Consider the following 23482-nt stretch of genomic DNA (forward strand, 5'->3'; position numbering starts at 1 on the left):
AAACCTCTAAAAAAGTGGCATATAAGCCACCCGTTATAAAATTAAATACTTATAAGTTTTGATAAACCTTAATACCTTCTTCCACATCATCGTAGATCTCGGCTTTGCCATTATCTAAGATAATGACTAGGTCACACATAGTTCTTACCTGTGTCATTCCATGAGTCACCAAAATAATATTTGCCTTCCCCACTTTATCTTTAAAGGCTTGGCTCGCCTTTCGTTTAAAATGCGCATCACCAACTGACATTGCTTCATCGACGATGTAGTAATCAAAATCGAAGGCAAGACTTAATCCGAAAGCAACTCGCCCTCTCATACCGGAGGAATAAGTCTTCGTTGGGAGGTCAAAATAATCGCCAATTTCAGCAAACTCTTCAACATACTTTACTTTCTCTTGCATTGCTAAACCGCGAAAACCTTGAGTGCGAGCGATAAACTTCACATTTTCACGCGCTGTGAGCGACCCCTGAAAACCACCAGAAAGCCCAACCGGCCAAGAGATACTCTTATCGGTAATGATTCGCCCACTATCTGGGGAATCCACCTTGGCAAGGAGATTCATCAAGGTTGATTTACCGGCACCATTTTTGCCGATAATTGCTACATTCTTACCATCGGGAATCGTAAAACTAAGATCCCGAAAAACATACTTTCGCCCTGCTTTATGATGCAGATACGATTTTGTTAAATTCTCAATCTGTATCATTTAATCAGTAACCTCTGCCGCCGTACTCGATAGAGCCCAAGGCCGATAAATAACGCTATCGCTGTACAGATAAGCGGATAGATTTGGCTGACGCCGGGGATTTCTGGATAGGCGGTAAATACCCCTTCTCGGATGTTACTCACAATGTGTGCATAAGGATTCCAAAGCACCCATGGGAGATATTTTTCGGGAATAATCCACAGTGGGAAAATCACGCCGGAAATAAGGTACATCGGTAAAAAGATAATGCGAATAAAGCTTTTTGCATTGGGCATTACAACCGTGATTACTGAAAATAACACGCCTAACCCAAAGGAGAAGAGTAACCCAACTAATAACGCAAAAAGCCATTCGAGCGGATACGCAACCAGAACATCGTAATGAAACCAAAAACCCAAAATAAAAAGAAAGATAAGATACACACCGCTACTAATCGAGAGTTCAACAAGTACCCGTGCGACATAGGTGTCGAATATCTTAATATTGGGATAAGCAAAGAGAGCCTGATTGGCATTAATTGCTTCCATCAGCTTAAAGACAATATTGCGCATTAAAAAGAAAGGAATCATCCCTGTTAGGAGAAAGATAGGGAACTCCATTCCCGGCACTGCCCTTGCTCTAATCACCGTAAAGATAAACATCATAAATGCAATATTGATCATCGGCTCGAAAAAGACCCAAAACACCCCCATTCTACGGCTCCCAAAGCGAGTGAGATATTCCCGTAGAACTAACGCAAAGATGACATCCTTCATTATGCGTAGTGGAGTGCGCTTGGTATCTTGCATCTCGATTCCATCCCTTAGTTACTTACAGCATTACCCAGTACAAGCATCTGGATAATGGGAGAGATAATCTTTTGCACTTCATACACACCGGCATTCGTCACATAGATCGCATCATCGGGCTCAACCTGAAATTGCTGTGCAACAAAGAGCGATGTTGGATCTTTTAAGTTCAGCTGAAATACCATTGGTTTCGCTTTCTCGGTAATGGTATGCGTTGCAGCATCATATGTTGAGCCATCAGAGAGACGGAAGATAAAAACACCGCTTGCATTGGCTTTCTGCTCACTTAAGCCACCGATAGTGCCGAGTACATCGAGCAAGGTCGGATTCTTTGACGGAAAATCATGTAAACCTGGTTTATGTACTGCCCCCATTGCGACAAAACGTTTTTTCGCCCGCTCTACCACCACTTCTGTATTTGCCGCAATCGGATGATTTAAGCCATTGAGTAAATCTTCATAGTTATAACGCGTGACATTTTTTCCACTTCGGACAACCACATCCACAAGATAAGGTTCTAACTTTGGCCCCCCAGCAAGGTTAACCACATCCAGAATCGTTAATGGACCTTCTAATGTCGAATAGCGCCCCGGTTTATTTACATCGCCGGCGACCAAAATAGACCCGCCTAAATCACCAGTAATATTGATAAAGACCTGCGGATCGGAGACAACTTTAGCAAGCTGCCCACGAATTTTTGCTTCGGCTTGAGTCGTTGTTAGCCCACGCAGTTGAATCTCACCCACATAAGGAAGTGAAATCATCCCACGACTATTCAGACGCACCTTATTAAAAACGGTACCACCGGCTGATAATGGTGCAAAAAGCGCGCCATCTTCGGCGCTATCGGAGATCAATACCGAAATCACATCTCCGGGCGTTAAGCGTAATTCTGGAATCACTGGTTGGCTGACCGTTGTTTTTAACTGACGGACAGGACTACGCATATATTTGGTAACGGTATCTGGTTTTAACTCAACAAATTGATAACTTCCTGGTGCAAGTTCTGTATCAATATCACTTTCGGCACCATTCACAATTGCACCTGCACCGGGACCGGCGGCAGAGATAATCCCTGAGCAACCTGCAAGTAATAATGGCGATAGTAGAACCGATGTCTGTAATAATCGGCGCCAAGAGCGAGAACAATCTCTATTGAGCGGCGTATCTCGCTTTATAATAGATTGCTCTCTATTATCAGTTTTATGATTCATTATTCATTTCCTCGGGTGTTTTTATGCACCGAGCGATTTTAAGCTCGGGCTATTATTATGTATTCCTCTACTTCCTCTGCATCCTTATTCCCGGTGATCTCGTACTGAAGCAACAACAAAAGTTGTAATTCCATAGAGCAGCAGTAATACAATCAGTACAGTAATAAGATCATATAATCGCCGGGGATAGAGTGCTTCTTGCGGAAGGTTCGGTTTTACAACGGCAATCAGGCTTCGGATATTGCGGATTGCTTCCAATTTGGCATTCTCCACAATAGCTAAACTTGCTTTATAGAGCTCTTCTGCCACTAAAACATCAACCTGTAACCGACGATATTCAGATGAAACGGTATTGAGAACTTCCGCACTCTCAATATCACTCGCTGTCACACGATTTTGTTCTGCCTCAAGTTGTGCCAATAGTGCGTTAATTTTGTTTTCTTGTGCTTTAATTTGTGGCGCATTTACGGCTAATCGACTTTTAAGGCCATTAAGTTTTGCTCGCTCATTGGCAATAGCGGACTCAAGGCTTGCGATAATCTCGCTGACGGATTGAACAGCAATCTCGGCACTTAAAATTTGGTGTTGGTTTTGGAAGTTAATCATGCTATTACGCATCTCTTCGTAACGTTCCGTTGCTGTAATGAGCTCTTGTTGAGAGAAAGCAAGTTTCTCATCCGCCATTGAACGAGTAATGGCATTTACGAAAATGGCACTCTGGGCGAGGATCTCTTTAAGCACCTCTTCGGCATATTGCGCACTAAAGGCTTCGACTTCAATGGTTAATAAGCCGGTGGTTTCGTTATAATCTGTCCGTACCATTCTCTGGTAAAACTTAAGCTTGTCTTCGTCTGAGGCATTTTTTGAGAGATCAAATAACGGGTCATACCAACGACCGGCATAATGATCTGTCCAAGCGAGATTGTTCTCTAACACAGCAAGCATATCGTGCGAGATAATATATTCTTTGAGATAGAGCGTATCTTCCCGTGATACAGGATCGGCAGAGCCCATCAACATTGCCAATCCCGGCATCACATTTTGGCTACCGCTCTCTTGTTGGCGTACAACTACTTGAGAGAGACTCACATAACGATCAGCAGCAAAAAAAGTCAAATAGCAAAAAGAGATGAAGAAAGGAATAATGACCATTCCAAGGAGTAGTCTATTTTGAAATAATTTAATAATTTTTTTCTTCATATCGTTGAATTAATGTTAAGGAAAGACCTATATCAATCCTTTATTACAAACAGGGTTGTTAAAAAGGATGGTCGACATTATAGACCGATAGTTTTTTTTGTAAAATAATATAAATTATTTTTTATTAATATAGTTATTTGTATAATTAGCTAGATTAACGATTCAAAGCATCTAATATTTTGTTTTTATTAATATAAATTACCGATCACTAAAGGCAGCTGTGAGCTGTTCGTGATAGTAATTACTATTGATCTGAGTCATTTTTGAAATCACTTCGAGATATTGTCTAATAATCCATTCATCTGGTTGATATGGATTTTTCCAAAACTCCGCGAGCGTTTGGGAACTTGTTAATCCTGCACGATCATAATGCGCATCGCCTAGTACCTTTACGGGTAATTTATGAATCAACGCTGAAATTCCAGTTGTGCTATTGACAACAATAACGCCTCTTGCTTGTCGTAAAAAAATGGGCATCGGTACTTCAAAACAATAGATAACACGATTTTCAATACCGTAATGGTGGGCTAATTTTTTAATTAAATGACTATAATGACTGAATCCACGATCCATTGGATGATGTTTAATAAAAAGGGTTGTTGATTGTGGCGCATTCTGTGCAAATGAACGAATCACTTCCCGAACTCGATCAGCAACAGTCCGACCTTTGCCATGCACGCGTATTTGGCTATCATTATGCACTTGTAGCGGAAAGATGAAAAAAGGATTCCATCTCCCTGAGACAATTTCCCGTTTAATCTTTCTATCAGAAAAATGGTAACGAACCTTGCGATAGGCGGCCAATAACCAAGCACCAATATAATACCAGCCATTATCGGATCTATGGTGTTTATAATAAGGATAATGCCGACGATGACGCCACATAGCGGTATAGTAACACACTGCCATTTTGGCTCTTTTCCAAAACCCCGATGCACAAGAAATCTCATTCGCCGGTAATATGGCATTTGGCTCTGAAGCAGGATTTTGTAGCGCAACATTCACCCGACTATTTGCGTTTACGCCCCATTTTTCGAAAGTAATATAATGAGGCCGTAGGTAACCTTCCTCAAATACCCAAAAAGTAACCCCAAGCTCTTGACAAACTTGTTTCGCAATTTGGTGATAAATCCGCTCATCACCGAAGCAAACAACACTATCTATTTTTTTTTCTAACAGTTGTGATTTTAGAAAATCTGCAAATTGTGATATTGGTGAATTATAGAGCTCTACGCCCAATTCTAGGGGATAATCATAGCAATCGCCGCCATTAAAATTTATTTTATAGACGGTTTTTCCGGATGTTGTTTCAAGATGATGTTTTAAGAGACGAAAAAAAGGCCCAACGGGTCCTTGAAGCAGCATGATACGACGACTACTTTCTAAAAACATCTGCCAATACTTGCTCAATCTCTGCTCCATTGATTATCCATAATCGCTCTTAAAATGCCTTTTCCTCACTCAACTACTTATCAATTCACGATGAAAAGTATAAAAAATAATTACTTTATTCATTAACCAGTATTGATAGGCATATTTTCTAAATCTTATACTTAAATTTTTGTAAATTTTCAAAAGAATCCTACTATTTGCAACTTTATCGCACAATTTATTCTTACTCATTTACAGTAATTTATTAACTTCAATGAATTCGTGATATTTACAGAATATTACACAAAATCAGAGGTATAAATATGGTATTATTCGAAGCTTAGAAAGCAGATTGCTTATTGTTGATAAGTATCTTCTCCTCGATTCATCTTTACTTGTAAGACTGCCATACTCTATGACTTTTACACACTTCAATCTTCACACTGAATTTTCGCTTGTTGATGGAATTATCCGTATCAAACCACTCTTTGAAAAACTGAAAGAACTGGGAATGGATTCGGTAGCATTAACCGATCTTGGGAATGAGTTTGGAGCGATTAAGTTTTATCAAACAGCGATTAAATCTGGTATTAAACCGATTTTTGGTGCTGATTGTCTGGTGGTCAATGATGACAATGAGGAGATCGGTCGAATCACGCTCATCGCGCAAAATTATGAAGGGTATCTTAATCTTGCTGAGCTTTTAAGTTATGGATATCGATTTCATCAGATCCGCGGTGTGCCCTATATTACCCATCAAAAACTCTTAGAGTTTCAAGCAGGTTTAATTGTCATTCTCGCAAAAGAGAGCCCTTTTGGAAAAAGCTTACTAAATCAGGGCGAAGAGCAAGCGCTTGAATTGTTAAATAACGTCTATGCCCCTTTTAAAGCAGATCGGCTCTATATTGGTGTTAAACGTTTAGAGCAAGAGAATGATGAACGCTTTATTCAAGAAGTCTTACCCATTGCAGATAAAGAGCATCTCCCGCTAATTGCACTTAATGATGTACGATTTATGCAAGAGAGCGATTTTGAAGCGCATGAGGTACGTTGCTGTATTCAATCAGGGCATACAATGCTCGATCCCAATCGCCCTAAAAATTACTCACCAAAGCAGTATCTCCGTTCGCCGGAAGAGATGGTGGAGCTCTTTAAAGATCTGCCAGAAGCAATTGAAAATAGTGCCGAACTGGCCAAACGCTGTACGGTTACACTGACCCTGCATAAACCACAATTGCCGGCCTTCCCGATTCCTGAAGGCATGACGATTGAAGAATTCTTTAAAGCAGAATCATACGCCGGGCTTGAAGAGCGAATCGGCCCACAGACAGACGATAATAAAAAGTATTGGGATCGACTCGATACCGAACTCAACGTCATCAATAATATGGGTTTCCCCGGCTACTTCCTCATTGTTGCCGACTTTATTCAGTGGGCAAAAGATCATGAGATCCCTGTTGGCCCAGGACGCGGTTCCGGTGCAGGCTCATTGGTTGCTTGGGCGCTAAAAATTACCGATCTTGATCCACTACCCTACGATCTTCTTTTTGAGCGTTTCTTGAATCCCGAACGGGTTTCCATGCCGGACTTCGATGTCGATTTCTGTATGGAAGGGCGCGATCGCGTGATTGAATATGTGGCTAATCGTTATGGTCGTGAGGCTGTTTCGCAAATTGCGACCCATGGAACAATGGCCGCTAAAGCGGTTATTCGCGATGTTGGTCGCGCGCTTGGTCATCCTTATGGCTTTGTGGATCGAATTGCGAAATTAATTCCGATGGATCTTGGCATTACGCTTGAAAAAGCACTTATGCAAGAGCCGGAATTACATGATCTCTATACCGATGATGAAGAGGTTAAAATTTTAATTGACTTTGCCAAACAACTTGAAGGATTATCAAAATCTGTCGGTCGCCATGCCGGCGGTGTAGTTATTGCACCAACTAAATTAACAGACTTTTCACCACTCTATTGTGAAGAGGGTTCTGCATCGCTCGTCACCCAATATGATAAAGATGATATTGAAGCTGCCGGACTTGTAAAATTTGACTTTTTAGGCTTACGCACCCTTACGATTATCGACTGGGCGCTCAAAAACATTGAATATAATCGCGGAAAAACCATTGATCTACATGCAATGCCGCTTGATGATAAACCGACCTTTGATCTTCTAAAAGCGTGCCAAACAACCTCTGTATTCCAGCTAGAATCCCGCGGAATGAAAGATCTACTGCGCCGTATGCAGCCCGATACCTTTGAAGATATTGTCGCATTGGTCGCGCTCTTTCGCCCCGGACCACTTGAGTCGGGCATGGTGGAAGACTTTATCAACCGTAAACATGGACGCGAAGAGGTGATCTACCCTTTCCCCGAACTTGAGCCGGTTCTAAAGCCGACTTACGGCGTTATTGTTTACCAAGAACAGGTTATGCAAATTTCGCAAATCATCGGGAATTATAGCCTGGGTGGTGCGGATTTACTGCGCCGGGCAATGGGTAAAAAGCTCCCCGAAGAGATGGAGAAGCAGCGTACACTCTTTATGGAAGGAGCGGCAACACTCGGGTTTGATAGTGAAAAGGCTGGTCGACTTTTTGACTTAATGGAGAAATTCGCCGGCTACGGATTTAATAAATCTCACTCAGCAGCGTATGCTCTGCTCTCGTATCAAACCGCTTATCTCAAACAACATTATCCTGCCGAATTTATGGCGGCGGTGCTCTCGGCCGATCTCGATCATACTGAAAAAGTTGTCATTATTATTGATGAAGTCAAAGAGATGAAGATCCCGATTATTCGCCCGAGTGTGAATCAATCATTCTATCAATTTACCGTTAATAATGAAGGCGCGATTATCTATGGTCTTGGCGCACTAAAAGGCTATGGGAAAGCAGCAGCGCTGCAATTAGTGGAAGAGCGTGAAGAGAATGGCCCGTATCAAGATCTCTTTGATTTTTGTCGCCGGATTGATCTCTCTAAAACATCTAAACGCGCCATTGAGATCTTAATTCGTGCTGGTGCTCTTGACTGCTTAGATAGCACTATTCAAAGTGTTGTAGATCGGGCGCAATATCGTGCCAAATTATTAGCAACAATGCCGGAAGCAATTCGGTTAGCTGACCAGCATCGAAAAAATGAATCATCCGGTCAAGGGGATATTTTCGGATTATTCGATGATATGCCGGCAGCTGATAATGAGCCACAATATCAGCTGCAAGAAGCCATTCCAATGACCGAAAATGAACTACTGCATGCGGAAAAGTCAGTGTTAGGATTCTTCTTCTCTGCCCATCCGGTGGATCAATATCGCAAAGAGATTGAATCGGTCACTAACTCATCATTAACTAAATTAAAAGCGATGCCAGAGCCCGCGTATCATAGCCGTGCTCAAGATGATTCTGTCTTAATTGGTGGCTTAGTCACCGGCTTTTATACACGCATTAGTAAAGCGGGTAATAAGCTCTATTTTGTCGTGATTGATGATGGACGCGCCCGTGCAGAATTTCGTCTTTTTGAAGATACAATTGAATCTTTTGGTCAGGCAATTGAAACCGATATGATTCTCTTTATCCGTGGTGGTTATAGTTGGGATTCATTCAACAATAGTATGACGCTTCGCGTTAGCTCGATCCATTCACTAATGGATATTCGTCATGAGTTTGGGAAGTTCATTTTACTTGAGAACCATGCTCCACTCGATCTTGCCAACACGCAGAAGATTTTCAAAACGCTCAAAAGCTATGAGAATATCGATCAGGGCTTGCAGATTATCTTTCGATATCGCAATGAGATGAGCTCTGGCGTACTTCAGATGGAATCTCAGCGCATTGAGCCAAGTGAAGAATTACTCACCCATTTGCGTCAGCATTATCATGACCTTATAAATGTTTCGATTGGCTATCGCCATTAAGATCGATAAAGACGAGTAGATTGCTTCAAACTCTTAAGGATATTTCCCGATGAAATTTACGCCAGCACTAGAAAAAGCAACATTTTTAAAACGTTATCGCCGATTTTTAGTCGATATCGAAACACATAAAGGTGACGTCATAACGATTCATTGCCCCAATACTGGCTCCATGAAAAACTGCCTTCTGCCCAATAGTGATGCGTGGTATCAGCCATCGACCGATCCTGCTCGTAAAACAAAAGGTACTTGGGTCATTGCATCAACACCCTTTAATCGTCTTGCTAATGTGAATACCCATACTGCCAATGAACTCGTCGAAGAAGCACTCAATAATGGCACCATTAATCTTGGTAAACCTTATTCAAAACTTCAGCGAGAAGTGAAATATGGCCAAGAAAATTCTCGTATTGATATCTGTTTAACCCACGAAGATCAGTCGCAAACCTATATTGAGGTCAAAAGCGTTACCCTTGGATTTGAAGAGAACAATGTCGCAGCTTTCCCTGATGCCGTCACCACTCGTGGCGCAAAACATCTACGCGAACTCATAACACTTGTAGAAAATGGCATTAATGCAGTATTAATTTTTTGTGTTAATTTAACGGGTATTGAAGCGGTACGTCCTGCTGATGAGATCGACCCTGAATATGGCAAGATACTACGGTTTGCAATTGAAAAAGGCGTTAAAGTCCTCGCTTACCGCACCCAGATATCACCGGAAGAGATTATTATTACTGAAGAAATTCCGGTATTGGTCAACGAGTAATATTTAAACAAAACTATCACAAAATAAAAGCCGCTCAATGCGGCTTTCTATTAAATCGTCCAAATCATCGGAGACACTATTAATAGGAAATTCCCATTAATTGCATCAAATCTTTATAGAACATGCGAGCACTTAGCCGATAACCTGGCGCGCTAAGATGGACATTATCGCGTGCCGCTAAATCATCACGTTGCCAATGTTCAATACTACAATCACCACCCATCGCTTTTTGCCAATCCCAAAAGAGAACCCGCTCTGACTTTGCAACTTGTAACTGAATCTCTTTGACCACTTTGTAAGATGGTGGCTGACGACTCAAACACGTTCCCGATGAATTACGAAGCATTGCATCGGCAGGACTCATCATCAATACCGCAGCATGAGGTAACTGCATCCGAATTTTACGAATCGAATCAGTCAGTAGACGTCGATATTCGTTTGCATCAAAAACATCGTTAAAAGCTTCATTAGTACCATATTCGAGGATGACTAAATCGCTTTTTGTGGCGGATAATTCCGCTAACCACTCTGGCGACCATTTATCCCAGATGGATAACTGCGCGCCATTCGTTGCAATAGAAGAGACAATCGCACCGGGTTGATTGGTCTTTTGTAACCAAACGCCACCTAAATCCACTCGTTTATCATTCGCGGTGATCCGAAATGGCATGGGTGTTCTTACCGTCATTGTCTGCCAGGCACCGGCGCCTGTTAGAGCATTCGTTAGATTGAGTTGCCCGCGATCATTACTAATCATAATACTATTAGGCGTTGCACTTTTTAAGACAAATCGCACATCCCAAAGTCCAGAATAGAGCTCTGGTTTATTGAGAATAAATTCAATAGAACCACCACTGCGCGTTGGCGTTGCAAAATATCCACCCATGGGGTAATTACGATCATTCACAGTACGGCTACTTGTTAAATTCCAGCCACTACTGCGCCACGAGACTTCTGCATGACGTTGACCGCGGACATTCATCGGAGTGACCCAACCAATGCCGGCATTCCCTAATCGAGCTTGAAGTTGGTCGCGCAACGCTCCGGTAAAGAAATCTGCCGCGCTATGCGAATCCCCAAATTGAGTGATAGAAAGAACCGCACTACCACCTCTCGCAAGAAAATTAACTTTTTCACGAAGATTAGGGAGATTACGATCACCATAATCAACTATTCCCGGCCCGATCTCTCTTTGGTAATTACTATGATTTCCCTTATCTGCGCCACACGCGCTGATTAATAATGTAATAAAAACAGGGAGTAATCCTTTTTTTAAAAAACTCATGCTATGCCCTCTCTAATAGGATTGTGCAGTTGGTCGCTTTTCAGTCTGTTTCGTTGCCCCAAAGGGTGCAATAATCAGCTTTTGGGGATGATCATTTCCTTGAAGCGAAATATCATAATCGACTCGATCCTGTGGATTTACTTCTTCGGTTTGCGAACTTGACTCATTTCTCTCATTTAATTGACGAGAAGTTTCATCATCCATTTTCGTAGATGCTGTTGTACTCGGCTCAGCCAATTTATTAGATTGTGTTGCGTCTGAACCGGCTTCTGCTTTTCCAGACTTCTGATCGATCATAATTTCTTCATTAGTTTCTCCAATAACTTCTGGTTCTGGTTCTGGTTCTTTCTCAATGACTAAATATTGAACTATTTTATCAGCAATAAGCCGTTGACCTGTAACAGTAAAATGAATTCCATCATTGGTACGAACTTTTTGATTGCCTTTATCGGTTTCAGCATAGGCAATATACCCATCGTCACTACAACCTAAAACATCACTCGTTGTAATATAACGGCCATTAAAACGCTCAACTTCCGATTGATAAAGCTTGTTGAGATAAACCATACCATTATGAAGCTCTGTTTTACGCATACAAGGCGCACCTAGCCAGATCACTGGGAGATTATATTTCGCGGCTGAGAGTAGAATTTTTTGAATGCGCTCACGATAGGCTCGTTCCCACTCTGGGCTTTTAAATTTTAAGTAACGCTTCCCTTTGCCGGTTGGATTTGGAAAATCCCAAGGATCATTCGCACCTAGATAGACAATAATCGCCCGAATTGAACCATCTGTTTTTAAGGTGTCTTCCACCACTTTTGGCCAATTATAAAAACTTGGATACGCTAAACCCGTGCTCTGTTTACTTAAATCGATCCCATCGATATTTTCACTTTTATAGAGTAATTGACGTACACGCGGTGCAACGCCCTGCATCATAGAATCACCGACAAAAAAGATCTTATCGCCTGATTTTAGATAGACCGTATCGGGTAATTGGGGGATTTGGGGCCCGACAAACTGCTCGCTCTCAAGGTTCAATCCCGCAATGCTACCCAGTTCAAGCGCAGGTATAGTGGCAACAACATCACTATCTGCTGTAATGAGGTCTTTTTGTACATCGGCATCATCATTTGCCGCTATTTGCGAATCCTCTATTCCAAGACTCAGTAGACTTTCGATATCATCTAGTATATCTACCGGCGCTTGCGTATTATCTTGTATAGCAGGAAGAGCCTCGTTCTTTCCTTCATCGCGATGATATAAAGACGTATCAGGATTAACTTGTGTATCTATATGAGTGTCAACAAAATCCTCGGCACTGCTTTGAGACCTTAAGTTTGAATCTTCCCCTTTTATACCCAATATCTCGTAGCCCCAACTTTCAAGCCCAACTAATGGCGATTCTTGATGATACGTTTGAACCCAATAGGTATTAATCGACTCACGATAAAGAAAGAGTAAACCGCATAACGTAAGGATTAAAACATAGGTAACTTTCCACTTTGCCATTTTAATCCTCCTAGAAACTTGCATAGATAAATTGAGGAATACCGGAAGGTGCAAGATAAATCACACCCCACAATATCGCGACAAAGAGAAATGGCAATAATAACCATGGAACACGCTGAATAAAACGCGTAAATAACGCTGGTACTTTTGCGATCAATGGATAGAGCCAAAAGATTATTAACCCGAATAAAAGCAGCATTCCTAACGAGTGAAGATGATGGTTTATCTCCGCAAAATTTATAAATAATGCTTCAAAATAATGTAGCGCATCCTCAAAACTTTCACTTCTAAAAAAGACCCAACCGAGGCAAACATAGTTAAACGTTAAAAAACGATACCAATAGGCTTTATACCCCGTCACTTCAGTTTTAAAGTGAGCTTTGATTGCATCGATCGATACCCCTTTTCTTTCAAGTCTCCTCGCCTTGATTGCATCTTTGATATTTAAAAAGACAATTCCGACACCATGAATTGCGCCCCAAATAAGAAAGTTGAGTGTTTCGCCATGCCAAAGACCTGAGAGAATCATCGCTATCAAAACATTAAACTGCGTACGGGTAAATCCTTTACGATTGCCGCCTAAAGGAATATAGATATAATCTTGAATCCAACGAGAGAGTGAAATATGCCAGCGACTCCAAAAATGCTTAAGACTTGTTGCCAAATAAGGTGCATTAAAGTTTGTCGGTAATTTAAATCCAAGTAATAACGCAATTCCGGTAACAAGATCAGTATATCCTGAAAAGTTAAGATAGATCTCAAGCGCATAAGCATAGGTGCCTAAGAGCAGATCAAAGGTATGAAACTCACTTGGGTTATCAAATACAGGTCTTACAAACTGATCAGAGATAAAAGCACTCAACCAATAAACCTTAATTACCGCCATAATAATGAGCGTAAAAGCACGATAAGGTTCTAACACATCGCGCGGAGACTGCGCTTGGATTTGCGGGATAAATTCTTTTGCACGATTAATGGGACCTGCGATTACGCTTGGGAAAAAAGAGAGAAAGAGCGCGAAGTCAAAGAAACTCACAGGTGCTTGTTCTTTTCGGTAGAGTGACACTAAATAGCTAATCGAGTGAAATGTATAAAATGAGATCCCAATGGGTAAGATAATTTCTAAGATAGGAAAAGAAAGATCAAACCCGAAATGAGAAAACCGCTCCGTCATGACCGGCACAAAAAAGTTATAGTACTTAAAAACGGCAAGATTCCCAATGGCAACAACCACCGATACTCCTAACCAAAATTTTGATCGTTTTCCATAAGCAATAGAGGTCGATAGAAGATAAATAACCGTTGAATAGATCCCTAAAATCAACGCAAAATTAAGGCTAAAGAGCCCAACAATCAAATAACTACTGATTAAAAGTAGACCATTTTGCAACGACACTCTCGAACGAAGTGACCAATAGAGCAAAAAGAAAAACACAAAAACTGTTGCAAACTCGATGGATAGATAACTCACAGCCAAACCTTATTGATTATTCTAAAATGGATTTTCATCCAAAAAATTCTTTACACAAGGGCTGAAATTCTACCATTCATCTTAGAAAAAGCGTAATACTCAATAGGATAAATCCAATAATTTACCTTATTTTATAATTTCAAAAAGAGACTTCGCCATTAGGCCCGTATATAAGGGTAATATGGCTTCCCCCACTCTGCATCATCGGGATTTTCTAAAATCACTTTTAAGAAAAAAGTGGTATAAGTTTCTAGAAGTGTCGCTGCATTTTTAAGTGCAGGTTGATTGGCCTTACTGGCGTACGATGCGCCACCATGAAAAACCTGATTTCGAAGCGTATAAATTCGATTAAACAAAATCATCAATAATTTTGCAGAATCTTTCTGTTCTAAAGCTTTATTAAGCTCTGTTTTATCGGCAGTAAAATCTTGAATCCATGCAGCTTCACTAATCGTACCGTTATGAAAATCCCAAAAACCTTGGAATACATATTTATTATCAATAAAAACACGAATTTCATCCGAATATCGTTGCCAAGTAAGTTTATAAAGCTCATCGGAATCGTAGTGATTCATCAGACGAATAAAACGATGAAAGCTCGATTTATCACTCATAACCAATTCAGTGTCCACCGCGTAAATCGCATTGAAAGCGATCCAGAGAGCGATAAAACGCATATTAGGGTCTTCTCGCTCTACATCTGCTTTTTTAAGCCAACTTAAACAACGATACGCACGCAAATTCACCGATTCTGGAATTGCGTTACCAATTTCATTAAATTTTTCTATAAGTTGAGAAAGTATTGCCATCGTCTATCCTCTAAATTGATGATACAGAATAATCTAATATGACCGTTTTAAACTAATTGATGCATCTATATCGGCTGTTTGTTTCATGATTAATTCACAATACTCCATTAAGATTAGGTATTTAAAAATTAAATAGTATTGTAATTCAAACCATCTTTTTATATATTGAAATCAAGGTCAATAATTGTAATTTTATATAAATAATTATTTATTCAAAGATTTATCACAATTATTAAACCGACCTTCCCCCTTTATATATAAGAGGTTTTGGACATGACAACTAAAAAAATTGAGCATTACAAAGGCCCAGCGGGTGGCTGGGGTGCATTAAAAGCTGTTGTAGAAGCACTTGAAAAACAAGAACATGAAGGCTCTGATGCAAAAGCGCTCTTCAATATGAATAAGCACGATGGCTTCGATTGTCCCGGTTGCGCATGGCCAAATCCAGCAAGAACACCAATCTTCGATGTCTGTGAAAATGGTGCAAAAGCGGTTGCTTGGGAAGCAACTAGCAAAAAAGCAACGCCTGAACTATTTGAGAAAATGACGGTTAGCGAACTATTAAAGCTCAGTGCCCATGAGCTAGAAGATCTCGGACGCCTAACATCACCAATGAAGTATGACCCCCAAACGGATACTTACAAAAAAATCGAATGGCAAACAGCCTTTGATGAAATTGGAGCCCTGCTCCAAAGTTATGATGATCCAACCACATTAGAGCTCTACACTTCTGGCAGAACCTCTAATGAAGCGGCTTTCCTCTACCAGCTATTTGGCCGCGAATATGGAACAAATAACTTTCCCGATTGCTCTAATATGTGCCATGAACCGACAAGTGTTGGCTTAGGCGAATCGATTGGCGTTGGAAAATCAACAGTGGTGTTTGAGGATTTTGATAAAGTCGATTTAGTAATTGATATTGGCCATAACCCAGGTACTAATCATCCACGCATTTTGAGCACCTACCGCAGTGTTGTAAAAAGAGGCGCTAAAATTGTAGCGGTTAATCCACTAAAAGAACGAGGACTTGAACGATTCCTTTACCCACAAAATCCTATTGAAATGCTCGAAAATAGAGCCACTCCCCTAGCTTCTCACTACTATAAAGTGCGTGTTGGCGGTGATGTTGCACTACTGAAAGGCTTAATGAAAGTTGTTATTGAGCGTCATGAAACCGCCATGGCAAATGGAGATCAACCTATTTTAGATCTCGATTTTATTCAAAATCATACGCTTGGATATGAAGCTGTGCGTGAAGATGTTCTCAATACCTCGTGGGAAGATATTCTTCGCGTATCGGGGCTTACAAAAGAAGAGATCCTCGAATTTGCTGAGCTCTATATTCGCGCTGAACGAACGATTATCTGTTACGGCATGGGGATTACTCAACATGAGCATGGTACGCAAAATATTCAACAGCTCGTTAATCTCCTTCTTCTAAAAGGAAATATGGGGCGCGAAGGTGCGGGAATTTTACCACTACGTGGGCATTCCAACGTACAAGGCGATCGCACTGTTGGTATTACCGAAAAACCCAGCAAGGCGATGCTCGATAAATTAGAGGCGCGCTATGGTTTTACCCCACCAACAAAATGGGGACATGCCGTTATTGCAACCGTTGAAGCAATGTATAATGGTACGTCCAAGGCCTTTATCGGAATGGGGGGAAACTTTGCCGAAGCAATGCCTGATAAGGATAAAACCTATCAAGCGATGCGTAACCTTGATTTAGCCGTGCATATTGCAACTAAACCCAATCTTTCGCATCTTTTAACCTCAAAAAACACCTATCTTCTGCCAGTTCTTGGGCGAACTGAGATCGATATGCAAGAAACGGGTCGCCAAGTTGTGACAGTTGAAGATTCAATGAACTTTGTAACAGCATCATGGGGTATTTTAAAACCCGTAAGTGATGAGCTCAAATCAGAATGTGCGGTTGTTGCCGGAATCGCAAAAGCGGCAATTCCTAACACTCAAGTCAATTGGGATGAACTTGTTGCAGATTATAGTAAAATTCGGGATGATATCGCTTTTGTTTACGATAGCTTCCATGATTATAACGAACGTATTAAAAACCCAACCGGTTTTCATCTCTTAAATCCTGCGACAGTACGGAAATGGGTGACAAAAAGTGGAAAAGCGAATTTCTTTAAAACTGATGATGGTCTTTTAGAAGATCCTCGCTCACTTTTAAATGCTGAACTCACACTCTCTACCGTTCGTAGTCATGACCAATACAATACCACTATATACGGACTCAATGACCGTTATCGAGGTATTAAAGGCCAACGAGATGTGCTCTTCATTAGTGAAGCAGAAGCTACAAAGCAAGGTGTTAAAGCAGGTGAAAAGGTCAATATTATTGCGCTTGATCGTAATCGAAAACCAACATCACGTCGGCTCGATAATCTCACTGTTGTGATCTATGATATTGCTGATCGCTCGGTAGCGACCTATTTCCCTGAAGCGAATAATCTTTTACCGCTCGAAAACTTTGACGAACAATCAGGGATTCCTGCTTATAAAAATATCGCTATAAAAATGGAGCTTGCGAGTTAATTCATAAGCTCATTGAGTAAATATTTAATGTTGATAATCGATAAGTACCACTATTAATTATTCTCCTACTAGTTGTGGCCACTTATCAATCGTGCATCCTTATACCCCAAGTGAGCGGTTATGCTCCTTGGGGATTTTTTTATCATCTAAGACGGGATTGCTCGATAAAGAATTAGCATCGATTTTTTTGTGGACATATCGATTTTACGTGTATGACAATTCCCCGAGCATCCACCACAAAGTGATTGTGATACAAAACTCGGGCAATTTTCACCAGAAATCGCTTCAACGGCACCTTTATTTACCCAATGCTGCATCATTATTTTGACTATTTCCGGCGTTAAATGAAAAGTATTTGCTAAGTGGGAGAGCGGGACTTCCCCCATCTTTTCGACGTACTGCTTCATCTCAACTAGGATCATTAGCAGCAGTTTCCTGTGTTAGAGCATTTTTTAGTCGATTGATGGCTTTGACCAACAAACTTATGGCTCTCAACAAAGATCTCTTTTTTGCCCATGTAGCGAAGGAGCATAAAGAGTGCAAAGAGCGCGATGACTAAAGAAGCAATCCAAATAATCGGGGCGGAGCCACCTTCTGTCCGAAATAGATGAATCTGGAAATAACCAGTGGCTAAAATCCAACCGATAATAAATGTCCAACTTGCCACTAGTAGCGTCCAACGAGTACCAGCTTCACGATAGACTGCTCCAAGCGCCGCTACACATGGTGTATAGAGCAGAATAAAGATCAAGTATGCCATGACAGAAGCAGGCGATGTGAAGTAACGCTGAATCTCCGAAACAGTGGTGTCATCAACATCATTTGCTTCTTGAATAGATTCGATCTCTCCAGCTGCAACTTGTTGATTAATTCCAAGTGGATCAAGCAATAATGATGGTAGCTCGGCAATATTCTCAGGAATCGAGACAAAGGCTTCTTTTACTTGGCCCCAAAAATCAAATTCATCTGCTTCTTCATGTTTTGAGTAGAGGGAATTGAGCGTACCAATCACCGATTCTTTCGCAAAAATTCCGGTAAAGATTCCGACTGTTGCCGGCCAGTTCTCTTCTGTTAACCCCATTGGCTCAAATACCGGCGTTATCGTTTTACCAATATGGGATAATACCGATTTTTCAGTATTTGCATTCCCCAAAGTCCCATCACTCCCCACATTATTCAGAAGACCTAAAACAGTAACCACAATGATAATTGCCTTACCTGCACGGTAGATAAAGCTTTTTAAACGCTCCCATGTGGTCAGCATAATGCCTTTCATTGTTGGAAGATGATACGCCGGTAACTCCATGATAAATGGAGTGTTAGGCCCTTTAAGAATGGAAAATTTAAGCGCAAAACCAGTCATAATCGCAACAATAATCCCTAGAAGGTAGAGAACATAAACAATAGTACCAATATTCCCCGGAAAAAAAATAACCGCAAAAAGCGCATAGACCGGTAAACGCGCCCCACACGACATAAAGGGAATCATCATAATCGACATCAAACGATCTCGCTCACTCTCGAGCGTTCGTGTTCCCATAATCGCCGGAATATTACAACCAAATCCTACCAGCATTGGCACAAATGCTTTCCCCGGTAATCCAATTGCGCGCATTCCTCGGTCAACAACCATCGCGGCACGTGCCATGTACCCTGAATCTTCTAGAAGTGAGAGACAGAAAAACATCATCGTGAGTACAGGAATAAAACTCGCAACCGTTTTAACCCCTTCCCCAATGCCATTTGCAAGGAAGGTAATCAACCAATCTGGTGCGCTAATCGATGTTAACAGTGATGCAATACCTCCCACAAAAATAGCATCAAAAAGAATCTCAAAGAAATCAATAAAGGCCGAGCCCACATTAATCGCTATGGCAAACATCAAGAACATGACAATAAGAAAAATTGGAATCCCTGTCCACTTACCTAGCGCCCATTCATCAATTTTATACGTCAGCTTTCCACTCGCAACACCTGTTGTTTTAATCACTGATTTCGCTAATGTATCGATCGCTTCATAGCGACTGCTTGCTAAAATAATATCGAGTTCACATTCCGATAATGCCTCAATATTTTGTTGTATATTCGCAATGCTACTCTTCTCTTCCGGCGTAAATCGAGGATCTTGATAATTACTTTTAATCGCTTCGAGCAACAACCATGGTGAGAGTTGTCGGAGTATTGAGTCATGAGAAAGCTGATTTACCCCTGCTTGAATTACCTCGGTAACAGCGGGCCCTTGTGTTTGGAAGGTCTCTTCATGATCAAGATAAGGTCCGGGTTCATACGCCACAATCATTTTTTTCAGCTCTTCAATCCCTTGATTTTTACGCGCTGAAATCGCCACTACTGGACAATGAAGTTTCTCTTGTAATAGTGAAGTGTAGATCTCTATCCCTTCTAATTTCGCCACATCCATCATGTTTAACACAATCATCATCGGCTGTTTTAAATCCAGAAGCTGAAAAGTAAGATAGAGACTTCGTTGTAAATTAGACGCATCAATCACATTAATAATGAGATCTTCTTTTGCATTGAGAAGATAATTCCGTACCACAAGTTCATCTTGCGATGTATTATCATCACTATGTTCAAATGAGTATGTACCAGGAAGATCAATCACATCAATGGTCAGGTCATTAATCGTAAATTGCCCACACTTTTTATCAACGGTAACACCGGGCCAATTTGCGACCGTTTGTTGGCTTCCTGTCAACGCATTAAAGAGTGTTGTCTTTCCACAGTTGGGGTTTCCTAATAATGCAATTGTCCGCTTCATATTAATCATCCCCTAAACGCTCAACAACAATACAAGCCGCTTCGGTTTTACGAAGACAAAGCTGAAATCCGCGAATCATTACTTGCATCGGATCACCTAAGGGTGCTGTCCGAACAACCTCTACCTCACAACCTGGGGTAATACCCATTGCAAGTAATTTATGTCGATAATGTAATTGAGGTGTATTAAGTTTTTTGATCATGACTCGTTCATGCAAGTTAATTTGATCAAGCGATAGCTCTTTCATGGAAATGCTCTATAAAAAGGAAATGAGGGATTGAATGCTAATAGAAATCTATCCCTTTTGATAGTAATTATCAATTAAACTTTTTATATTGTTTGATGCAAGTCATATTCATATTTTATTCAATTTATGATCTATATAAAAAAGTCGACTCGACTGTTGCACCTCAACGCTCTTATTTTAAATAGCAATATCAACATGTTATATTTCTATATTTAATAGGCATAAATGTATGCAAAAATATCTCTCTATTATTTTTATCTTTTTAACAACGCTTCTATTACCAACATTTTCCGCACCAATAACATTAGAAAAAATTCAAGAAACCGAGGTCTCTCTTGGAGCACAAGTGGGATATATTGCGGTGGATTTCTCAAATGGCCAGATTCTTGAAGAATATCATTCGGAGAATCGCTTTCCAATGATGAGTACTTTTAAAGTTTTATTGTGTGCCGCAGTACTAGCCCAAGTTGATGCTGGATTAACGCACTTAGATCACCGTATCTTCTATCATTCAAATGATTTAGTAGAATATTCACCAGTTACAGAGAAACACATTTCAGAAGGTATGACAATTGGCGAACTTTGCCACGCCGCTATCACAATGAGTGACAACGCTGCTGCTAACCTCCTATTAAAACAGATAGGAGGGCCTGAGAAACTCACAACTTTTCTGCAAGCTATTGGCGATAACATCACAAGACTTGATCGTTGGGAACCAACATTAAATGAGGCTTTACCTAATGATGTAAGAGATACAACAACCCCAAGAGCAATGGCTCAAACATTAAATAAGTTATTGAAGGGAGAAATATTAACCAGCAATTCTCAACACTTGTTAATGAGCTGGATGGAAGCGGATCAAGTCGGCGGACCTCTTTTACGTTCCCGACTTCCTAAAGATTGGTTTATTGCTGATAAAACAGGTGCCGGTGAACGTGGCTCTCGTGGTATTGTTGCGGTGATGGGGCCTGATAAAGACTCATCTCGTATCATCATTATTTACTTAACAGGCACGAAAGCGACAATGGAAATGCGAAATGAAAAAATTGCTGAAATAGGGGAAACTTTGATACAAAATTGGTAAAAATACTCAACGTTATATTCCACAATGAACTTTAGTTAATTTTATTTTAGACAAAAAAATTGGATAAAGTTACGTATCAAATACGCTATAATATGCACGTTATTTAAACCTCGCTTTTAAGGAGCAATTGATGGAAAAGATCATCGTTTTGGATTATGGCAGTCAATATAATCAACTTATTACACGGCGCATTCGTGAAATTGGGGTCTTTTCTGAATTAATCTCTCATAAAGTATCGGCAGATGAGCTTAAAGCGATGAAGCCATCAGGTATTATTCTTTCAGGTGGTCCGAACAGTGTTTATGCAGAAAATGCATTTTCAATTGATCCTGAAATTTTTAATCTCGGCATTCCTGTGCTTGGGATCTGCTATGGAATGCAACTGATGACCTATATGCTTGGCGGTAAAGTTGAAAAAGCCGATAAGCGTGAATATGGCTTAGCATTCTTACATGTTGATCTTAAAGAAAGTACGCTCTTTGATGGTTTACCGGAAACTCAATCGGTTTGGATGAGCCACGGCGACTTAGTCACAGAAGTGCCAGAAGGCTTTGAGGTAACTGCTTATAGCAGTGATTGCCCTATCGCTTCAATGGAATGTACTGAGAAAAACTTTTTTGGCGTTCAGTTCCATCCTGAAGTTAAACACTCTTCTTATGGACTTGATATTCTTAAAAACTTTGCCTATGAGATTTGTGGTTGCTCCGATACATGGCACATGGATTACTTTATCCAACAAGAAATCAAAAAAGTTCAAGAACTTGTGGGGGATCGCAAAGTTCTACTTGCACTCTCTGGTGGTGTTGACTCAAGTGTTGTCGGCGTTTTACTACAACGAGCGATTGGCGATCAACTGACCTGTATTTTTGTGGATCATGGGCTTCTTCGTAAAGGTGAAGCAGAACAAGTAATGGAGAGTCTTGGCGGTAAATTTGGTCTGAATATTATTAAAATTGACGCTAAAGAACGTTTCCTTGATAAACTCAAAGGTGTGAGTGATCCTGAGCAAAAACGCAAAATTATCGGCAATGAGTTTATCTATCTTTTCGATGACGAAGCGAAAAAACTCAAAGATATCGACTTCCTCGCACAAGGAACACTCTATACCGATATTATCGAAAGTGGTACGGATACTGCAGAGACGATTAAATCACATCACAATGTCGGTGGATTACCAGAAGATATGAAATTCACACTCATCGAGCCATTAAAAACGCTCTTTAAAGATGAAGTTCGTGAACTCGGAATTGAATTAGGGATGCCACACGAATTAGTATGGCGCCAGCCTTTCCCTGGCCCTGGTTTAGGGATTCGTATCTTAGGAGATATTACCGAAGAAAAGCTCGAGATTGTCCGCGAAAGCGATGCTATTTTACGTGAAGAAATCAAACTTGCTAATTTAGAAGGCGATATTTGGCAATACTTTACTGTATTAACAGGTCTAAAAAGCGTTGGTGTTATGGGCGATACCCGTACTTATGATTACACAATTGCTATTCGTGCAATCACATCCGTCGATGGTATGACTGCGGACTTTGCACGTATTCCATGGGATACATTACAAAAAATCTCTGTCCGCATGGTCAATGAAGTAAAACACATTAATCGCGTGGTTTACGATATTACGAGTAAACCGCCTGCAACTGTTGAATGGGAGTAAAACCATGGATGATGAAGAGTAGCTTTATTAAACATAACTAATAGCAAAACAAATACCTCTTAGTAACACACTTTGAGGTATTTTTTTATAACATAACAAACGCTATAAACACCTCTTTTAA

At 40.6% G+C, this 23482-nt stretch carries 17 protein-coding genes; 5 read left to right on the forward strand and 12 right to left on the reverse strand.

Annotation, left to right across the window (positions count from 1 at the left end; all coding sequences use genetic code 11):
- Window positions 1-49: 49 nt before the first annotated feature.
- The 5 genes from ACPF7B_RS04230 to ACPF7B_RS04250 all read right to left on the reverse strand — a co-directional run bounded on the left by ACPF7B_RS04230 (window position 50) and on the right by ACPF7B_RS04250 (window position 5333).
- The gene (locus ACPF7B_RS04230) at window positions 50-709 is read right to left on the reverse strand and encodes an ABC transporter ATP-binding protein (RefSeq protein WP_490506381.1); all 660 of its coding nucleotides are present in this window, start codon (window positions 707-709) and stop codon (window positions 50-52) included.
- On the reverse strand, window positions 706-1497 hold the full coding sequence (locus ACPF7B_RS04235; RefSeq protein WP_490506382.1) for an ABC transporter permease: 792 nt from the start codon (window positions 1495-1497) through the stop codon (window positions 706-708). The genes ACPF7B_RS04230 and ACPF7B_RS04235 overlap by 4 nt, the downstream gene beginning before the upstream one ends.
- Window positions 1498-1511: 14 nt before the next feature.
- Window positions 1512-2711: a polysaccharide biosynthesis/export family protein gene (locus ACPF7B_RS04240; protein ID WP_490506383.1), complete on the reverse strand. Its 1200-nt coding sequence runs from the start codon at window positions 2709-2711 to the stop codon at window positions 1512-1514.
- Between the two features lie 84 nt (window positions 2712-2795).
- Window positions 2796-3911, reverse strand: a complete 1116-nt coding sequence (locus ACPF7B_RS04245; protein WP_490506384.1) for a KpsE/RkpR family capsule polysaccharide export protein — start codon at window positions 3909-3911, stop codon at window positions 2796-2798.
- A gap of 198 nt (window positions 3912-4109) precedes the next feature.
- Complete coding sequence (locus ACPF7B_RS04250) at window positions 4110-5333, reverse strand: capsule polysaccharide biogenesis protein (protein ID WP_490506385.1); 1224 nt, start codon at window positions 5331-5333, stop codon at window positions 4110-4112.
- A 364-nt stretch (window positions 5334-5697) separates the two neighbouring features.
- Between ACPF7B_RS04250 and dnaE the strand changes: the two genes are divergently transcribed.
- Window positions 5698-9189 (forward strand): DNA polymerase III subunit alpha, encoded by a 3492-nt coding sequence (gene dnaE / locus ACPF7B_RS04255; RefSeq protein ID WP_490506386.1) that lies wholly within the window; start codon window positions 5698-5700, stop codon window positions 9187-9189.
- Between the two features lie 49 nt (window positions 9190-9238).
- Complete coding sequence (gene sfsA / locus ACPF7B_RS04260) at window positions 9239-9955, forward strand: DNA/RNA nuclease SfsA (protein WP_490506387.1); 717 nt, start codon at window positions 9239-9241, stop codon at window positions 9953-9955.
- Between the two features lie 79 nt (window positions 9956-10034).
- On the opposite strand, the gene ACPF7B_RS04265 is transcribed toward sfsA, so the two are convergent.
- From ACPF7B_RS04265 to ACPF7B_RS04280, 4 genes are all read right to left on the reverse strand, one after another.
- Window positions 10035-11240, reverse strand: a complete 1206-nt coding sequence (locus ACPF7B_RS04265; protein WP_490506388.1) for a GDSL-type esterase/lipase family protein — start codon at window positions 11238-11240, stop codon at window positions 10035-10037.
- Window positions 11241-11252: 12 nt separating this feature from the next.
- Window positions 11253-12752: an SGNH/GDSL hydrolase family protein gene (locus ACPF7B_RS04270; RefSeq protein ID WP_490506389.1), complete on the reverse strand. Its 1500-nt coding sequence runs from the start codon at window positions 12750-12752 to the stop codon at window positions 11253-11255.
- Between the two features lie 10 nt (window positions 12753-12762).
- Window positions 12763-14223, reverse strand: a complete 1461-nt coding sequence (locus ACPF7B_RS04275; protein ID WP_490506390.1) for an MBOAT family O-acyltransferase — start codon at window positions 14221-14223, stop codon at window positions 12763-12765.
- A 158-nt stretch (window positions 14224-14381) separates the two neighbouring features.
- A complete protein-coding gene (locus tag ACPF7B_RS04280) occupies window positions 14382-15032 on the reverse strand; it encodes a hypothetical protein (protein WP_490506391.1) in 651 nt (216 codons plus the stop codon).
- Window positions 15033-15305: 273 nt separating this feature from the next.
- Between ACPF7B_RS04280 and ACPF7B_RS04285 the strand changes: the two genes are divergently transcribed.
- The gene (locus tag ACPF7B_RS04285) at window positions 15306-17591 is read left to right on the forward strand and encodes an FdhF/YdeP family oxidoreductase (RefSeq protein ID WP_490506392.1); all 2286 of its coding nucleotides are present in this window, start codon (window positions 15306-15308) and stop codon (window positions 17589-17591) included.
- A 146-nt stretch (window positions 17592-17737) separates the two neighbouring features.
- Here the strand turns inward: ACPF7B_RS04285 and ACPF7B_RS04290 are convergent, their stop codons facing one another.
- Genes ACPF7B_RS04290 through ACPF7B_RS04300 form a run of 3 tightly spaced genes read right to left on the reverse strand, consistent with a single transcriptional unit; the run spans window position 17738 to window position 20617 of the window.
- Window positions 17738-17998, reverse strand: coding sequence for a FeoC-like transcriptional regulator (locus tag ACPF7B_RS04290; RefSeq protein WP_490506393.1), 261 nt, complete (start codon window positions 17996-17998; stop codon window positions 17738-17740).
- A 14-nt stretch (window positions 17999-18012) separates the two neighbouring features.
- Window positions 18013-20370: a Fe(2+) transporter permease subunit FeoB gene (feoB, locus tag ACPF7B_RS04295; protein ID WP_490506394.1), complete on the reverse strand. Its 2358-nt coding sequence runs from the start codon at window positions 20368-20370 to the stop codon at window positions 18013-18015.
- 1 nt (window position 20371) lies between these two features.
- Window positions 20372-20617 carry a FeoA family protein gene (locus ACPF7B_RS04300; protein WP_490506395.1) on the reverse strand — a complete coding sequence of 82 codons (246 nt, stop codon included), beginning with the start codon at window positions 20615-20617 and terminating at the stop codon, window positions 20372-20374.
- Window positions 20618-20846: 229 nt separating this feature from the next.
- Here ACPF7B_RS04300 and bla point away from each other — a divergent pair, with 229 nt between their 5' ends.
- Both bla and guaA read left to right on the forward strand, forming a co-directional pair.
- Window positions 20847-21701, forward strand: coding sequence for a class A beta-lactamase (bla, locus tag ACPF7B_RS04305; protein ID WP_490506396.1), 855 nt, complete (start codon window positions 20847-20849; stop codon window positions 21699-21701).
- A gap of 130 nt (window positions 21702-21831) precedes the next feature.
- Complete coding sequence (gene guaA, locus ACPF7B_RS04310; RefSeq protein ID WP_490506397.1) at window positions 21832-23361, forward strand: glutamine-hydrolyzing GMP synthase; 1530 nt, start codon at window positions 21832-21834, stop codon at window positions 23359-23361.
- Window positions 23362-23482: the final 121 nt, after the last annotated feature.

Source organism: Ignatzschineria sp. 22MB058224, from assembly GCF_058188435.1.

Excerpts from the sequence above, each read along its gene's own strand:
- ACPF7B_RS04230 (WP_490506381.1), bottom strand. The coding sequence starts at position 709 with ATGATACAGATTGAGAATTTAACAAAATCGTATCTGCATCATAAAGCA.
- ACPF7B_RS04235 (WP_490506382.1), bottom strand. The coding sequence starts at position 1,497 with ATGCAAGATACCAAGCGCACTCCACTACGCATAATGAAGGATGTCATC.
- ACPF7B_RS04240 (WP_490506383.1), bottom strand. The coding sequence starts at position 2,711 with ATGAATCATAAAACTGATAATAGAGAGCAATCTATTATAAAGCGAGAT.
- ACPF7B_RS04245 (WP_490506384.1), bottom strand. The coding sequence starts at position 3,911 with ATGAAGAAAAAAATTATTAAATTATTTCAAAATAGACTACTCCTTGGA.
- ACPF7B_RS04250 (WP_490506385.1), bottom strand. The coding sequence starts at position 5,333 with ATGGAGCAGAGATTGAGCAAGTATTGGCAGATGTTTTTAGAAAGTAGT.
- dnaE (WP_490506386.1), top strand. The coding sequence starts at position 5,698 with ATGACTTTTACACACTTCAATCTTCACACTGAATTTTCGCTTGTTGAT.
- sfsA (WP_490506387.1), top strand. The coding sequence starts at position 9,239 with ATGAAATTTACGCCAGCACTAGAAAAAGCAACATTTTTAAAACGTTAT.
- ACPF7B_RS04265 (WP_490506388.1), bottom strand. The coding sequence starts at position 11,240 with ATGAGTTTTTTAAAAAAAGGATTACTCCCTGTTTTTATTACATTATTA.
- ACPF7B_RS04270 (WP_490506389.1), bottom strand. The coding sequence starts at position 12,752 with ATGGCAAAGTGGAAAGTTACCTATGTTTTAATCCTTACGTTATGCGGT.
- ACPF7B_RS04280 (WP_490506391.1), bottom strand. The coding sequence starts at position 15,032 with ATGGCAATACTTTCTCAACTTATAGAAAAATTTAATGAAATTGGTAAC.
- ACPF7B_RS04285 (WP_490506392.1), top strand. The coding sequence starts at position 15,306 with ATGACAACTAAAAAAATTGAGCATTACAAAGGCCCAGCGGGTGGCTGG.
- ACPF7B_RS04290 (WP_490506393.1), bottom strand. The coding sequence starts at position 17,998 with ATGAAGCAGTACGTCGAAAAGATGGGGGAAGTCCCGCTCTCCCACTTA.
- feoB (WP_490506394.1), bottom strand. The coding sequence starts at position 20,370 with ATGAAGCGGACAATTGCATTATTAGGAAACCCCAACTGTGGAAAGACA.
- ACPF7B_RS04300 (WP_490506395.1), bottom strand. The coding sequence starts at position 20,617 with ATGAAAGAGCTATCGCTTGATCAAATTAACTTGCATGAACGAGTCATG.
- bla (WP_490506396.1), top strand. The coding sequence starts at position 20,847 with ATGCAAAAATATCTCTCTATTATTTTTATCTTTTTAACAACGCTTCTA.
- guaA (WP_490506397.1), top strand. The coding sequence starts at position 21,832 with ATGGAAAAGATCATCGTTTTGGATTATGGCAGTCAATATAATCAACTT.